The organism is Enterococcus sp. 4E1_DIV0656 (assembly GCF_002140695.1).
In the GTDB taxonomy this organism is placed as follows: domain Bacteria; phylum Bacillota; class Bacilli; order Lactobacillales; family Enterococcaceae; genus Enterococcus_D; species Enterococcus_D entomosocium.
Genome location: NZ_NGLF01000001.1, coordinates 1,631,754 through 1,647,025, shown reverse-complemented (window position 1 = coordinate 1,647,025; position 15,272 = coordinate 1,631,754). Strand labels below are relative to the sequence as shown.

Sequence of the window (15,272 nt, the reverse complement as noted above, 5' to 3'; positions counted from 1 at the left end):
GTGGTACTTGGCTCCGTTGTACTTGGTTCGGTTGTGCTTGGTTCCGTGGTACTTGGCTCCGTCGTACTCGGTTCTGTGGTACTTGGTTCCGTGGTACTCGGCTCCGTCGTACTTGGTTCCGTTGTACTTGGCTCCGTTGTACTTGGCTCCGTCGTACTTGGTTCTGTTGTGCTTGGCTCCGTTGTACTTGGTTCGGTTGTGCTTGGTTCTGTGGTACTTGGCTCCGTCGTACTTGGTTCCGTTGTACTTGGTTCCGTTGTACTTGGTTCGGTTTCTTTTTTTGTATTGGTGATTACAAGGGTATCTCCCTCAGTCGTCACACTGCTTTCGAAGCCGTCGGGGATATTGACTTCTTCAACCTGATACACGAAGTCTTCCCCTTGATTGTTGTATTTTGGTAAGTCTGCCATTTGACCAGCAACGGGTATCTTTGTTAATGATGCTTGAAAATCATTGGCTTTTTCAAGGGTCAAACGGTCTGACTGCTGCCAACTGTCTGCTGCCGTAGTGGTGGTTCTTTTGACTTGATAATCGATTTGGTCTGGAATCTCAGCTGCTGAGACATTGACCCACTTTTTGAGAACAGCAAGGGAAACATTGGGTGCCTTGATGGAAGGTATCGGAAAATCCAACGCTTCATCATCGCTTGCTGGTGTTAAGGTCGTACGGCCATTGCACAACACCCACGCCTCTCCTTTAAAATCTGGGGCTTCCGTATTCAAGCGAACTTGGTAGGTCAAGGTCAATTTTTCATTTTCACCTAAGGCTATCCCACTGACGGTAATAGTCTGATCCTTTTCAGAAACGGTTACTCCAGTTGCAACTTCCGGCGCCTCGACCCACTCTCCTTGCGCATTTTTGCGCCATCCGACTAACTGATACTGATCAGCATCAAAATTACCTGCCCCTTGCAAAAGAATGCCCTCTCCCATCGGATCTGTAATCGTCCCGTCAGGGATGGTTTTATCGATATGATTGGCGATTTCTGTCAATGCTGAACCCAATCCGCTCAGGTTTTCATCCGTTGTTAAGTAATTGCTCGGTGCAGACGCCAGATTGCGCCCAATGTATTCCCCTCGTGCGGAAGGCGCCGTTGCTACCGAATAATAGGTAAAACCAGATTTTTTAAGCGCGACGATCGTGCCAAGGGTCTCGTCTGTCACCACAGTGTTGCTAACAGGAATGGCTTGCGAATCTGATGGATTTTTACTTGTCGTATGGTAAGCAGTGGCTGACGTTTGAAATTCTTCAATATAGCTTTCCGTGTGATAACCGTTATAGTCACTGATTGCGCCGGTATTTTGATAAACCGCTGCCTCATCTACTGGCAAATAACTACGATTGGCACTGTCGTCACCGATATGAATAAACAGCTTTTCCGCTTCTGGACGACTTTCTTCCAGTAACAGTTGTTGTCCAGCCAATAAGCCTTTTTGCATAAAAGTTCCAGAATGGGATTCGGCCGTCTCACGCAGAAATTGTTCCAAGTACGCGATATCGGTAGAAAAACCGTTGGTAGTGTAAACTTCTCGATTGTAGGCAACGATCCCGATCCGAATGGAGCCATTCGCTAGCGAATCAGCTAATTCATTTCCAAACTGTTGCAGCCCCAACAAGGCGTTGGTTAATTTTTCTCCAGTCATGGAGGAAGAATAATCGATCACCATGACCAGATCAACAGGGGTACTGGTCTGATTGCCTTTGACAGCTAACGTTACATCAAATAGTCCTTGGCCCGCAGCTTCTTTGACACTCTTTTTCAGATAAGCTTCATCTGCATAATTGACATAGTTCTCTTCATCAAAAGCAACCCCCGGCGCCTGTCCATACTTGTAGTTGTACGTATCTCCTTGCGCCGTTCCATTTGTCAAATACTGTCCGGTCGCATCAGTTTGATAGTCAAAATCATACGTGGTGGTTTCACTGTTTACAGTCAGACTGCCCATGAGAACCCCCATCAACAACAGGAAAAAAATCCCTGTATACTTTTGCCAACCTCTTTTGTGTTTCATCACTTTCGCTCCTTTATTTCCGCACTGCTTTCCTCAGCAGACCATGAATGCTGAGAAAAGCGAGTCTTTGTCAGAAAACAGTATAGAAGGTTTTGCTGCGAAAAGGAGACAAAAAATTGCTGATTTCATTTACAAAAAAATCACGTTTTTTGTGCTATCATAAGAGAATCGAGTACATAGAGAAACCTTTAGAACGGAGCTTGAATTATGGAACGGTTTTATCCATTTTTTGGACACACTCTCAAGAGAGATATCGACCTGTTGCGGTTTTTGTATCTTCAAAAACGTTTTGTTCCCATTGAAGAGATCAGTCAAGCGTTGGCTTTGGATCGCCGCTCCATCCAAAAAAGCTTCGACACTTTAAGCAAACGCTCGCTTTCCTTACAAGACGATCCCTCACCGCTTTTGGTTGCCAAACACGGCTTTGGGTTATCCTTCATTGGGACTAAGCGAGACTACAAGCGATTGAGTCGGCAGTTGCTGGAAGCGAATCCCTTTTTTTATTTACTGGAAACCCTTTTGCTGCAAAATGAGATCAATTTGATCCAATTCGCCGCTGACCATTACTTCTCCGAATCAACCGTTCGTAAACGAATCTATGCGTTGCAAAAACTGCTTGCTCCATTGGGATTTCAGCTGCAAAAGCAAAAAGGGACGGTTCGACTCGTAGGCAGCGAAGCCCGTATCCGCTACTTTATGATGGTCTTCTTTTGGCGAACATTTGCCGGTCTGCATTGGCCCTTTACTGGTCTTTCCCAGAAAAAATGTGAAACCATCGCACAAGACTTCTACCAAAACAATCAGATTCCCTTTAACCCGATCGAATTGAAAATGACCACATACATTTTGGCTGTCACTATTTTGCGGTTTCGCAAAGGACAACGGATTTCAGCAGAAGCAGTAGCGATCGAAGCCCCTTTGATTGGGGAAGATCTTTCCCTGTTTCAATCCCTGATTGATGAAGAGACCGCCATCTACAACCATTTATCGTCAGAACTAGCGGAACACTTCTTTCTTGATGAGAATGAACGCCGCTTTTGTTTTCTATGGCTAGCATCGAATCTCGATCGAACGTTTGCCGATGCGCAACTGGACGCTGCGTTTTCCCCAAAAAAACCAACGACGAGCATCCAAAAACTTCTCTGGTCGATGACCGCGTTCGCACCAAAATCCGAGTTGACCCGCCCTTGCAAAAGTAGGATCGTGAATACCCTCTTGAATGGGCTTTTGACTGTCGAATTGTTTGGACCGGTCGACCATACATTAGCCGGCTATAATACTGCCCAGTTTTTAACAGAACATTTTCCTGATTTGCAAAAGCAAGCCGAAAAGCTAGTGACAAAAACTTCGTTATACCAAAAAGAGCCGCTGAAACAAAGCGGATTTTCTCTTCATGTCGCTATGGCGTGGACGCTGATTTTACCGCCAGCTACTTTTCAGCAGAAAATCAAGATCAAACTGGAAACAGACTTGCCGCTGGCGATTTCGCTGACCATCAGAGAACTGATCAAAGCGCCCTTTCAAGGGTTCTACAACCTTGATATTCGTGATCAGTTTGTCGACGACGACTACGATCTCTGTCTAAGCACCACTCCATTGTCTGAAACCTATGAAAAAGCACCGGTCCTATTGATCAATGCACAAGTCACCCTTCCTGATTTGTTAGCAATTCATCAGGCGATTGAAGTATTCCAATCGCAAAAATAATGATTGCTCTGCTCAAATCACTCCAACAAAACGAGACGACGAAGTAATGAAAGTAGGTACTTCGTCGTCTCGTTTTGTTTCATTCATTCAATACAGTATTACTTTTATACAACCAATAGTTAAATCTGTTGCTAGTTCCTTTAACGAAAAGGAACACTCGAGTGTTGCAACTGGATTCGAACGTTGCCGTCTTCATCCAACATATACCCAAATGTATATTCGACCTTTACCTCTTCTCCGGTCTCACCAGATGTAAAATAATAATTGCCTGAAGAAAGTGCTGTATCACCATTTAGAATCGTATCGTGGTTGTCAAAGCGTACATTTGTCCACGGCTCTAAAGCAAACCCGCTGTCTTCTTCAATATCACCACCAACGAAATAAGACAAAGCTTCTTCCTTTGTTGAGCGGAAAGGAATTTCAGCAGCTTTCGTCGGTTTAAAAAGGACTGTTCCTTCATCAAATGCATACAACGTATCAAGGGTTTCTTTAGCTTGTTCTTCTGCAGCTTCCTCACTCTGCGTACTTGCTTCCCCAATAGCTACGATGCTCTCAGCCCAAGCTTCTTGTGCTTCTTCGATTGCAGCGAGGGTGATCGTTGGCACTTCAACCGTATCAGCTTGTGCTGTGTCGTCTTCATTTTGAGCCCCACACCCTGTTAAAGTAACTAAGATTATTGGTAAAACCAGTGTTTTTTTATTCATTTTATTCCTCCTTCTTTATCAATCAGTCTAATAAAGAATAGGTTTAATTGAAATAATAACCATAAAATCTTAACAAAAATAGAAAAATACTCGTATTTTGATTATTAAATGCATTTATCGCAGCTGATAATGAGAGCTCATTATTCAATCCGTTGTCTGCTTTGCTGCATATGTCAAAAAATACTGTTTATACGGACGCCCAATTTTTGTATACACATTTTCACTGCGAATGGCTTTGGTCTTTTCTAAGTGGGCGACATACTTTCTTACCGACACATGGGACAATGCGCAAGCTTGCGCCAATTCTTGGACTGTAAATGGCTGTTTGATAGTACGAATCGTTTCTTGGATCAACTGAAGCGTGTCTTCTGTCAACCCTTTTTCTAGTTCGATCCACGGACTTTTTTGGTTTCCCTGCAGCAGCAGATCGATTTGCTGCTGAGCGATCCGCGGATGTTTGAGACTTTCGCGTCGTTGCTGAAATACTTGGATACTTTGGGCAAATCGTTCGAAGGAAAACGGCTTGATCAAATAATCCAGCATCCCCAAATGTAGGCTTTGGCTGATCAATCGTGTTTCATCGGCAGCCGTGATCATGATCACATCCACAGCCTGTTGTTGTTCCCGTAATGTTTGCAACAGCTCCAAGCCATTGCCATCTTTCAAATGGATATCCAGCAAGAGCAGCTCAATGGTTTCTTTTTGTAGCATTTCTTGCGCTTCTTCCACTGTTTCCACCGAAAAAATTCGCTCAAAAACCGCTAAACGTTCTAAATAGCTGCGATGAATAAATTGAACCATCGGATCGTCTTCAACAATCAAAATATTGGCTTTCATAGCTGCTCCTTCCGATAATCATTCGTGATCGTCACTTCTAGGACGCCTTGCGCTTCCTGAAAAGTGATGGTCCCATTGACTTCATGCAGTAATTGCTGAAAATAGCCTACTTGCTGTAAAGTCACTTGTTCCGCTGGTGTCAACATTTCTTCCACTAGCTGCCAACTCGTTTGCAACTGATTTTCTTGGTACTCGATTTTCATAAATACCTCTTGAGTCAAATGCTTTTGCAGCAAAAGATGATGTATATATTGATAAAGGTTTAATAAGACTTTGGTTTCATGTGCAACGGCCCCTTGGGGAATCTCTGGAAAAATTTCTAACAACAGCTGGCATTTCTTTTCTAAAAATTTTTGCCGCTCGCCAATCAAAAACCCTGCCAACAAAGGGTTTTTAATAAGAATCGCTAACCGATGAGCAAATTCTTTCTCTGGTTTCAAAATATCATCCAAATAGATCGTCAACTCTTCATAGGCTTCTAAATCCACCAAACCATAGATGACATGCAGCTTGTTCATAAATTCGTGGGCTTGACTTTGCAGTGCCGTCGCATAGGCTGTCGTATTTGCCAACTGATCCGCAATAAATAAAGACTCTGTCGCATTTCTTAGAAAAATAATATGCCCTATCTGCTGATTTCTCACGATGATCGGCGCCGATGAAAAGACATAGTCCTGCCCTTCTTGCTGTACTAACCGCTCTTGCTTCTTGTCAAAATCGACGTGCTGCAAAGCAGGCAAGATCGTTAGCAGGGATTGGCCAACCAAGCCATCTTCTGATGCAGTAGCAAGCGGCAATGCCGTGGCAGCTCGATTTGCCAGCAAGATGTTCTTCGCTAAGTCTAAGACAAAAACAACATCCTTGGTTTCTTCCAGCATACTATTGCGTTCTTCTAACAAACGTGAGATTTCTTGCGGTTCCAGATTATGCAGTTGTCGTTTCAAATAAAATGCCACGAATAATGCAATCCCCCCGCCTAATAGCAAACTGATGAACAATGCTTTCCGATAGCCTTTTTGCGATAGTAAGATTAGCGATTGCAGTGAAGTCATTTTAATCCCTAATGCCACGACGCCAAGTTGTTCTCCATCTTCTTTCACTGGAACGAACCCACGTAAGGACTGTCCTAAGGTGCCGTTGCCAATGGAGAGAGACTCCTTGCCTTCAATTGCCGGTGTTTCATCGCCACCTGTAAAAGGTTGACCAATCTTTTCAGGGTCTGGGTGCGTGATCCGAATAGCGTCTTGATCCATCAAAACAATAAAATCCAACCCATAATTTTTTGCTAATTCATTGGTATATGATTGCAACTGGGGACTGGCTTTCTTTTCCCGCAGTGCTTGCTTGACCTCCGCTTCTGATGCTAACTGACGACCGATCGATAGCAGCAGCGTTTCTTCATCCCGGTGCATTTGCTCTTTTTGTTCCATCATCATCAGTACATAAAATAATGTTAGAACGATACATAAGGTACTGGTAAAAATTCCTACTAACAGCACCCACAGCCGAACTGGCCGCTCTCGCATAGTCGTTCCTCCTCAATTGCTAATAAGCGTTCATTACACGCTCATTTTAACATAGGAATCTTTTTCCGAAGGTCTTTTTTTAAGTTGTATTTAATTAAATTAGTTAAATAATCTTCTTTGTTTGTGAGCGCTTCCTTATACTGGAAACATCTAAAGGAGGTATTTGAATGAAACAAGTCGTCGCAAAACAACCCGTTGTTGAAAAAAAGCAAACCAAAGCAAAGTGGTGGTCTTTCTATGTTGGTTCCGTTCCTTTGCCCGTCTATCTGGTAATGTCTGCCATTATCTTGATCACTGCTTTTCTACAGCAACTGCCTGTCAATATGTTGGGGGGGTTCGCCGTTATCCTAAGTTTAGGCTGGTTATTAGGAACGATTGGTGCCAACATCCCCATCATCAAGAATTTTGGTGGTCCCGCTATTTTTTCTTTGTTGATTCCGTCAATCCTGGTCTTTTTTAATCTCATCAATCAAAACGTATTGGAATCAACTAATATCTTAATGAAGCAAGCAAACTTCCTTTATTTCTATATCGCCTGTCTGGTTTGCGGCAGCATTTTAGGTATGAATCGCAAAATCTTAGTCAAAGGGTTGATGCGAATGATCATTCCTATGATGTTAGGCATGGTCTTAGCGATGGGCGTAGGTACCCTTGTCGGTGTCCTGTTAGGGCTAGATTGGAAACACACTTTGTTCTTTATTGTGACTCCTGTTTTAGCCGGCGGTATTGGGGAAGGAATCTTACCACTTTCCTTAGGCTATAGTGCCATCACTGGTTTAGGTAGCGAGCAATTGGTCGGTCAGTTGATTCCAGCCACTATCATCGGCAACTTTTTCGCGATCGTTTGTACTGGCTTGTTGACTCGCTTAGGGGAACAAAAACCGCAGCTTTCAGGAAAAGGCCAACTCGTCAAAATGAGTGATGGGGATGATTTGAAAGATGCGTTGGTTGAAGATCAATCACCGATCGACGTCAAATTGATGGGTGCCGGTGTGCTGACCGCTTGTACGCTCTTTATTCTCGGCGGTTTGCTGGAACACGTCACTGGGTTTCCTGGACCTGTTCTCATGATCGTAGCAGCCGCTTTCTTGAAATACTTGAATGTCGTACCAAAAGAAACACAAAAAGGATCAAAACAGCTTTACAAATTCATCTCTGGTAACTTTACATTTCCACTCATGGCAGGATTAGGACTGCTTTATATTCCTTTGAAAGATGTCGTCGGTATGCTGACCTGGCAATACTTTTTAGTCGTTATTAGCGTTGTTTTCACTGTGATTGCCACGGGATTTATCGTTTCTCGCTTTATGAACATGTACCCCATCGAAGCAGCCATCGTTTCTGCTTGTCAAAGCGGAATGGGTGGAACCGGCGATGTCGCGATCTTAAGTACCGCCGACCGCATGAATTTGATGCCATTTGCCCAAGTAGCTACACGTTTGGGTGGCGCGATCACGGTTATCTCAATGACCGCACTTTTACGACTATTATTTTAATTGTTTGAAATCGGAAGGGAGAAATCAAGAATGTCAACGATGAATGTCAAAGAAGCAGCTATGAAACAAGCCGAGGAAAATGGGGGCAAATTAGCCGTCGTTTCTAAAGTCACTATTGATTCAAAAGAAGATTTAAGTATCGCCTACACCCCAGGAGTCGCAGCTGTTTCATCAGCAATTGCTGAAAACGAAGAACTCGCCTACACCTTGACCACCAAGAAAAATACTGTCGCCGTGATCAGCGATGGCTCAGCGGTGTTAGGTTTGGGCAATATCGGTGCCAAAGCAGCTATGCCGGTCATGGAAGGCAAAGCGGCCTTGTTCCAGCGCTTTGCCGGAATCGATTCGATTCCGATCGTCCTAGATACGCAAGACACCGAAGAAATCATTCAAACGATCAAAGCGATCGCACCAACCTTTGGTGGGATCAACCTAGAAGATATCAGCGCCCCTCGCTGCTTTGAGATCGAACGACGTTTGATTGAAGAATTACCGATCCCCGTGTTCCACGATGACCAGCACGGAACTGCCATCGTGGTATTAGCCGCTTTGATCAATAGCCTGAAGCTGATCGACAAATCCTTTGAAGAGGTCAAAATCGTGATCAACGGCGGTGGTTCTGCTGGCCTTGCCATTACCCGAAAATTTTTGGCTGCTGGCATCAGACACATCACTGTTGTCGACAAAGCAGGGATCATTTCAGAAACGAACCATGAACTTGCGCCCCATCACGCAGAAATTGCCAAAGTCACCAATCGTCAACATCTAACAGGAACACTAGAAGATGCCCTCAAAGGAGCAGATGTCTTCGTAGGCGTTTCAGCTCCCGGTGTGCTGCACCCTGAGTGGATCAAAACGATGGCAGAAAAACCAGTGATTTTTGCTATGGCGAATCCAACGCCAGAGATTTTCCCTGATGAGGCACTAGCAGCTGGCGCCTTTATCGTCGGTACTGGTCGCAGTGATTTCCCTAACCAGATCAATAATGTCTTGGCCTTTCCGGGAATCTTCCGAGGCGCATTAGACGCTCGAGCAAGAGACATCACGATCGAGATGCAGATCGCAGCAGCACAAGGGATCGCTAGTTTGATCCCCGAATCAGCATTGACTCCAACCACTATCATTCCAGATGCGTTTCAGCCTGATGTCGCTAAAGTCGTGGCAGAAAGCGTGAAGAATGCGGGGAAAAAAGATTAAATAGATTGGTATCATTAGTGACTGCAGCGCTAGTTGTTTGATACCAATAAAATGAAAAATAGCTACAAAAATGTACCGACTATGAAAACTAGTTGGTACATTTTTGTGTCGGATTTTACAGATAATCGAAAGTTTCCTCCCAGAAGACAGTCCGAAAAAATACTCCCTAACTTCCCATTCACTATTGCTTCACTTGGTTCACTTCACAGAGGGCACTCTTTAGTTTGAGGATACAATCGACAAATCACACGCTCCCAATCTTTCTTCGTTGGTATGCTACTTAACAAGATATAATCATCCGTCAAACCATAATCCAGGATATAGGGACGATAATTTGTGACGATCAAAACCTTCTGGTCCGCTTTTAATCGTTCTTCTGTTAATTCGTGCAATGAAAGAAAAATGACTTGATACTTGTTTGCAAAGAGCCGAATTGCTTGTAATCGAATCATTTGAACGACCATTGAGTCCCCTTCTATAAGAAACAAAATATTTTTTTTCGGCTGATAATAGTCGCGCAGTAAATCACTTACCGTTGTAAAACTGATAGCAATATCTTCCATAAATTCTGTCGCAAAAGCTAACTCTTCTTTGTACTTTTCCAAAAATGCTTTATTTTTGTAGTAAGACTCTCGATGGTATGTTTTTATTGAGGCGACTTCTTCAGCTTGTCGCTTGTTCAAAGATGGACAAATCACTTCATTAAGTTTTCTAGACACCAGAAAGGAGGTTAGATAATCTTCTAGCAGTGACTGATCCCAGCCCTTAAATTCGGCACCAGCAAAATACGCTTTTACGATCGGCTTCACTTCTGGCCAGAAATTAAATCGAGCTAGAAAAGTTTTTTCTCGATCGTATTGATTGATTGTCCGCGTACATATAATCATGTAGTGAAGCCAAGCAAGTTCTTCTTTGGGTAAAGATACCCCATACTCTTTGAAAATGACTTCTTTCAGAATCTCTAGCAATTTAAAATCATTTTCTTGATAGACAAGCTCTTTTGCCCAGTCAGGAATCGAAACATAGTGCTCCTTTTGCGCCCGTACAATCGTTATATACAGCAGTGAATAAAAAGCCGAGATCGTCAAGCCAGTACCTACTTCATATTTTCCCAATTTATCAGAAAGTCCCTTTAGAATTACATGATGCAGGCCTTCTGGTGGTCTGATCGTATAGGGGGTGGGCTCACCTACATAGTAAAAATCAAAAAAGAATTTACGAATATTTGCTTCATCGCCTACCAAAGTAACCGGTGTGAAACTTAGAGAAAGTCCATACTCTTTTAAGGCTGGTTGCACACGTGCAATAAACCTTCGTAATGTTGTTTCCGCATAATTGTATCGATAAGCCAATTCATTCAGATCAACTACTTCTCCATAAAAAATGTTCCCAATGATTTCAAATAAAACTTCCTGATTTAATAGCTGCTCTTTTTTTTCTTTAAAGAGAACACGATTTCGTTCTTCGAAATGAAATCCGCTATTACCTGATACCAATTCAATACATTCGCCAAAATGCTCTTTGATCAAGCGTAGGTCTTTCACCAATGTCCGCTGAGAAATAGCCAATCGCTCAGAAAGAATCCCAACTTTAAAAACTTGTTCTCGTTCAATAATCGTTAATATCTGCATCCAACGCTTTGTACTCGGACTTGTAATAAAAGACATCTGAAGTTCCCTCATGCCATTTCTTCACTCATTTCCTTTTCTGACTTGGCTCTATTCATTCTACCATACAACAGAAACCCCTTTCTTCGCTACGTCAAATGAACTTCTTTCTAAAAACATAAGATGTGGCACGAAACATCCATTGTCAGAAAAGTTCGCTTTCGCTTTTTTGAACTTGCTGCGGGCTTTCTTTCAATCCATAGCAAGGCAAGCACCATTCTTTTCCTGGATCAAATGCTAGCACTGCGACACGCGACAAATAAGAAAAGTGCTGACACCCATGTATACACACAACCTTTTGCCTGTGCGCAACAGATTTTCTATTGCAGATTCAAATAAAAAAGCTTAACACCTCGTAGATGTTAAGCAGAATCAGCTATCATTCTATGTCTGTTCAATACTCGGTGCCCGATTTTCATTTGGCATTCTTCTCTGGATCGGATTTAAAACCTCACAACCGCTTTGACCAATGGATCATCTTCTAACGTTTGGCGTTCTAGCGCCTCTTGCAGTTTTTCCAATGGGTATTCATCCGTGATATATTTTGTGGGATCGATCATGCCACTAGCAATCAAATCGATCGTTTCTTCAAACTCTTGGCGGGTGCAAGAAACGCTGCCGATGAGCTTGATTTCTTGCAAGACCAACCGATTTAATGAAAAAGGAATTTCGGGAGCAACGGAATTTCCGATCGCCACGATCGTTGCGCCAGGACGAGCAGCCTCAATGCATGTCGCTAAGGAACTGCTGGAACCGACCGCTTCAAAAATCAAATCGAACCCACCAGCAGACGCGTCTTTCAATACTTCCCCGCGGTTTGAATCCTTAGCGTCAAAGTAATCGTCAAAGATTCCCAATTCCTTGGCTTTCTCAATTTTTGTATCGTTGATTTTGGACATGGCCACATAAGAAGCCCCAGCTTTTTTTGCCAATTCGCCAATCAATTGCCCGATGATCCCACTTCCAGAAACCAAGACTTTGTCATTTAACTTAATATTGGATTTACGGATAGCATGATAGGCAACCATCAAGGGATCAATCAAGCTAGCTGCTGTATCTGAAACTGTATCTGGCAATTTATAAGCATTGGACGCTTTTCCGACAAACCGTTCGGCATAGGCGCCATTGCAGACAAAGCCGATATAATTGGTGCCGTTTACTTCCCGACACAAATGCTCTTGCCCTTTTTGGCACATCTCACATTTTCCACAATAAAGATTTGCCCAAAAAGCGACGCGATCGCCGATTTTAAAGGAACTATCGCCTGCATCCTTCACGACACCGCAAAACTCGTGACCCATGATAAAATCGGACTCCCCTGTTTTGCCCCAACCTTTCCCTGCTTGCCACATATGCACGTCACTGCCGCAGACGCCGCACGCTGAAACTTGGATCTCGATCAGTCCTTCTTCCACTTTCGGCACAGGTACTTGTTTGACCTCGATCGTTTCTGGTCCTTTTAATACAGCAGCTTTCATGTTTTTTTCTGTCATCTCTGTTTCCTCCTCATTGCTTTTTCCTTTGCTTTCTGTCATACTAACATTAAAGTTAACTTTAAAGTCAACGTTAAGGAGTGAAAAAAATGACCTATACGATATCCCAAGTTGCGAAAGCCTTAAATATCCCCACGTCAACCATCCGCTATTACGACAAAGAAGGCCTTTTGCCGACGTTAGCGCGCAAAGAATCTGGCTACCGTTTATTTTCAGATACCGAAATTGAGATGCTGGAATTGATCGAATGTCTGAAGGAAACAGGCATGACCATTAAAGAGATCAAAGATTATGCACAATTGACACGCCTTGGTGATGACTCGCTGCAAGAACGCCATAAAATGTTTCTTGAACAAAAAAAAGCGCTGCAAGCGCAGATAGACGCTTTGCAGCAATCAATGGCGTTGATCGACCATAAGTGCTGGTATTATGAATCAGCGATCGCAGCCGGTACAGAACAAATCCATTTCCCAATCAAAATGTCGTTGAGAAACAAAGAAAAGTTTCAAGCGATCACCGCCCAAAGCGAAGATCGCTAACGTTATGTAACGTTCACAGTACTATCTGCCTGCTTCTAGTGATCCGAAGCAAACCTATTCTTGGTACTTTTCAAATACTTGCTTGTCTGCTAGTGAATAGACTTGTTCATACAAATAATCAAAGAGAGTATTCATGTTCTCTTTCGTATCGCTCACTTCATCAAGGATCTCTTTTGCCGTACGATGGGCGATATTCAAGCGCATTTCGGCGTTGTAGATCATCCGTTCTGCTTCAACCTGCGCTTCTTCAAGTGTCCGGTCTGCTTTCTTTCTAGCAAACAGCAAGATCTCTCGCATCTCCGCTTGAAACTGCTGATTTTCTTTTTGTAACTCTTGGTTTTCTTTTTGCAGCTCATTGACCGCTTTGCGAAGCGCAGCGGCTTCTTCTTCCTGAGGGCCTCGATCCTGCTCCTCCAGCTGTGCTTCTTTTTCAGCGAGTTGGTTCGCCAAATTTGTGATGACCTCTTCTTTTTGGAGCAGCAGCTGTTTTTGTTCTTGGGCTTTGCTTTCATACCATTGTTTTTCTCTTGCCCAATCCAAGCGTTCAAAAATCGCTTTTTCTTTCACTTGCTGGATATCCGACTGTGAGCGATGCAAGGTTTCTGCATGGAGCCGCTTTTCAAGTTCTGTGATTCTCGTTCGTGCCAACACTAACTCTTGATGGGTTTGTTCAAAGCTCATATCTGCTGGTGAGACAGGCGCCAGCTCCATCTGCTCCTCGTTCGCTTCCGCGGTAAACGCTTCAAAAGAGCGTTTTTCTTGATAGCTAGGCAAGGGCGCATTGACAGTTTCATTACGCTTTTTGGTGCTTTTACGCTTTCTCTTCCCTTTACTGCTTACTGGATGTGGCATGCCAGTTTCTGAGGACCAGGGTTGCATCGAGTGCTTAGGCGATCCTTCTGGCTCCAATCGTTCCTCTAGTTCCGCTTGTACTGAAGGAGACGGTGCCGGCGCCTGTCCACTTCGTTGCCCTTGTTTTTTGCCTTTTTGGGGTTTACTACTGGTACCCGTCATTTCTTGATCATTGCTAGTAGCTTTCTTTTTTGCGGTATCGGCGAAGGCTTCTTTCGCCGGTCCATTGGCAACAGCTGTCTCAGCGGTTCTGTTTTCTTTCTCATACGTTTCTTCAAATCCTTTTAATTCTTTCAATGACACTTGGTTCATTTCGTCGAATAGCGTCTGAGCAGAAAACCACCCACGTCCCTTCTTCTTACTCATCCCTTGAATCCCTCCCTTTCGTCAATAACTCTTTTGATTGTTTCATTCTAAGTTCCCGTGTCTGAAGCTTGGACAAGCTCTTTTCGGTTGAGTACTTGCCACTGTCCCTGAGCATTGCGGACGATCGTTTGTTCAAATGACGTATCGGGCGTATCTGCTACTTGCAACACGAAATGGCACCGTTTCACGCCTTGCGCCTGCGATAGATCATCGATGATTCGCTGCAAATTAGCTTCCCAAGCAGGAAAGTCCGCAGAAGAGTTCAAATGACTTGAACTCGTTAGGGTGATTTCTTGCAGCGGTTGGTCAATATGGATCAGCACGACTGTCGGTCCTAAAAAAGGCGTCACTTGCGTCCCAAATTCTTCTTCTAGCTGAAAACGCGCTTCTCGATCATCCGCCATCAGCAGCGTCTGCCAAGCAAGATTTTCAAAAGGGAGACCTGCAGACGGGTACACCGATAACGGTCGTTGCGTCCCTTCAATCTGTTCTTTTTGTAAATGTAAGATTTCCTGTTTCATCTGCTCCCTTTCCTCTGCTACCCTGCAGCTTTGCGCATGTATGGAAACATGAGTAAAAGTCAAAAGCAGCAAACTCATAAGAAACAGACCACTCACCATCAGTAACGCTAACGGATGTTCATTACGAATCTTATGCTTAAAAAAAGCCAGTTTTCTTTTTTCCAACTCCGTCATATTTGTTCGTCGCTCAAGTCTTCGAACAAAGATTTCGAGGTATCCCCGTTGAGCAAGCACCCCGATCGCCACAAAACAAAGCAGCAGTATGCTGACATAAACAATCTTCACGGACATCCCCCTTTCCATCTTTTGTCCATAATTGAGCCTCGATTTTCAAACAGACACGCTGACTGACCAC

12 protein-coding genes are annotated in these 15,272 nt (G+C 43.6%); 4 read left to right on the top strand and 8 right to left on the bottom strand.

Annotated elements, in window-relative coordinates:
* A partial coding sequence (locus A5882_RS07805) for a VWA domain-containing protein (RefSeq protein ID WP_254908466.1) occupies positions 1 to 2,012 on the bottom strand: 2,012 nt, incomplete at its 3' end.
* A gap of 207 nt (positions 2,013 to 2,219) precedes the next feature.
* Here A5882_RS07805 and A5882_RS07800 point away from each other — a divergent pair.
* Entirely contained in the window at positions 2,220 to 3,719 is a 1,500-nt protein-coding gene (locus A5882_RS07800; RefSeq protein WP_016611264.1) for a helix-turn-helix domain-containing protein, read from the top strand.
* 140 nt (positions 3,720 to 3,859) lie between these two features.
* Here the strand turns inward: A5882_RS07800 and A5882_RS07795 are convergent, their stop codons facing one another.
* The 3 genes from A5882_RS07795 to A5882_RS07785 all read right to left on the bottom strand — a co-directional run bounded on the left by A5882_RS07795 (position 3,860) and on the right by A5882_RS07785 (position 6,786).
* Positions 3,860 to 4,423, bottom strand: a complete 564-nt coding sequence (locus tag A5882_RS07795) for a hypothetical protein (protein ID WP_086372633.1) — start codon at positions 4,421 to 4,423, stop codon at positions 3,860 to 3,862.
* Between the two features lie 144 nt (positions 4,424 to 4,567).
* Entirely contained in the window at positions 4,568 to 5,260 is a 693-nt protein-coding gene (locus tag A5882_RS07790) for a response regulator (protein ID WP_086299718.1), read from the bottom strand.
* On the bottom strand, positions 5,257 to 6,786 hold the full coding sequence (locus tag A5882_RS07785) for a sensor histidine kinase (protein WP_086372632.1): 1,530 nt from the start codon (positions 6,784 to 6,786) through the stop codon (positions 5,257 to 5,259). Before A5882_RS07785 ends, A5882_RS07790 begins: the two co-directional genes overlap by 4 nt.
* Positions 6,787 to 6,953: 167 nt before the next feature.
* Here A5882_RS07785 and A5882_RS07780 point away from each other — a divergent pair, with 167 nt between their 5' ends.
* Complete coding sequence (locus tag A5882_RS07780) at positions 6,954 to 8,282, top strand: 2-hydroxycarboxylate transporter family protein (RefSeq protein ID WP_086299125.1); 1,329 nt, start codon at positions 6,954 to 6,956, stop codon at positions 8,280 to 8,282.
* Positions 8,283 to 8,312: 30 nt separating this feature from the next.
* Positions 8,313 to 9,479 carry an NADP-dependent malic enzyme gene (locus A5882_RS07775; RefSeq protein WP_034871877.1) on the top strand — a complete coding sequence of 389 codons (1,167 nt, stop codon included), beginning with the start codon at positions 8,313 to 8,315 and terminating at the stop codon, positions 9,477 to 9,479.
* Between the two features lie 203 nt (positions 9,480 to 9,682).
* Here the strand turns inward: A5882_RS07775 and A5882_RS07770 are convergent, their stop codons facing one another.
* Positions 9,683 to 11,161, bottom strand: a complete 1,479-nt coding sequence (locus A5882_RS07770) for a helix-turn-helix domain-containing protein (protein ID WP_086372631.1) — start codon at positions 11,159 to 11,161, stop codon at positions 9,683 to 9,685.
* Positions 11,162 to 11,589: 428 nt separating this feature from the next.
* Positions 11,590 to 12,639: a zinc-binding dehydrogenase gene (locus tag A5882_RS07760; RefSeq protein WP_185953769.1), complete on the bottom strand. Its 1,050-nt coding sequence runs from the start codon at positions 12,637 to 12,639 to the stop codon at positions 11,590 to 11,592.
* Between the two features lie 89 nt (positions 12,640 to 12,728).
* On the opposite strand from A5882_RS07760, the gene A5882_RS07755 reads away from it, so the two are divergent.
* A complete protein-coding gene (locus A5882_RS07755; RefSeq protein WP_008378019.1) occupies positions 12,729 to 13,178 on the top strand; it encodes a MerR family transcriptional regulator in 450 nt (149 codons plus the stop codon).
* A gap of 54 nt (positions 13,179 to 13,232) precedes the next feature.
* On the opposite strand, the gene A5882_RS07750 is transcribed toward A5882_RS07755, so the two are convergent.
* Together A5882_RS07750 and A5882_RS07745 are read right to left on the bottom strand one after the other, a co-directional pair.
* Entirely contained in the window at positions 13,233 to 14,396 is a 1,164-nt protein-coding gene (locus A5882_RS07750) for a hypothetical protein (RefSeq protein WP_008378017.1), read from the bottom strand.
* A gap of 47 nt (positions 14,397 to 14,443) precedes the next feature.
* Complete coding sequence (locus A5882_RS07745; RefSeq protein ID WP_035006577.1) at positions 14,444 to 15,208, bottom strand: hypothetical protein; 765 nt, start codon at positions 15,206 to 15,208, stop codon at positions 14,444 to 14,446.
* Positions 15,209 to 15,272: the final 64 nt, after the last annotated feature.

Coding starts and splice junctions, on each gene's coding strand:
- A5882_RS07750 (WP_008378017.1), bottom strand. CDS start 14,396: ATGAGTAAGAAGAAGGGACGTGGGTGGTTTTCTGCTCAGACGCTATTC.
- A5882_RS07755 (WP_008378019.1), top strand. CDS start 12,729: ATGACCTATACGATATCCCAAGTTGCGAAAGCCTTAAATATCCCCACG.
- A5882_RS07780 (WP_086299125.1), top strand. CDS start 6,954: ATGAAACAAGTCGTCGCAAAACAACCCGTTGTTGAAAAAAAGCAAACC.
- A5882_RS07795 (WP_086372633.1), bottom strand. CDS start 4,423: ATGAATAAAAAAACACTGGTTTTACCAATAATCTTAGTTACTTTAACA.
- A5882_RS07760 (WP_185953769.1), bottom strand. CDS start 12,639: ATGACAGAAAAAAACATGAAAGCTGCTGTATTAAAAGGACCAGAAACG.
- A5882_RS07790 (WP_086299718.1), bottom strand. CDS start 5,260: ATGAAAGCCAATATTTTGATTGTTGAAGACGATCCGATGGTTCAATTT.
- A5882_RS07775 (WP_034871877.1), top strand. CDS start 8,313: ATGTCAACGATGAATGTCAAAGAAGCAGCTATGAAACAAGCCGAGGAA.
- A5882_RS07800 (WP_016611264.1), top strand. CDS start 2,220: ATGGAACGGTTTTATCCATTTTTTGGACACACTCTCAAGAGAGATATC.
- A5882_RS07785 (WP_086372632.1), bottom strand. CDS start 6,786: ATGCGAGAGCGGCCAGTTCGGCTGTGGGTGCTGTTAGTAGGAATTTTT.
- A5882_RS07770 (WP_086372631.1), bottom strand. CDS start 11,161: ATGAGGGAACTTCAGATGTCTTTTATTACAAGTCCGAGTACAAAGCGT.
- A5882_RS07745 (WP_035006577.1), bottom strand. CDS start 15,208: ATGTCCGTGAAGATTGTTTATGTCAGCATACTGCTGCTTTGTTTTGTG.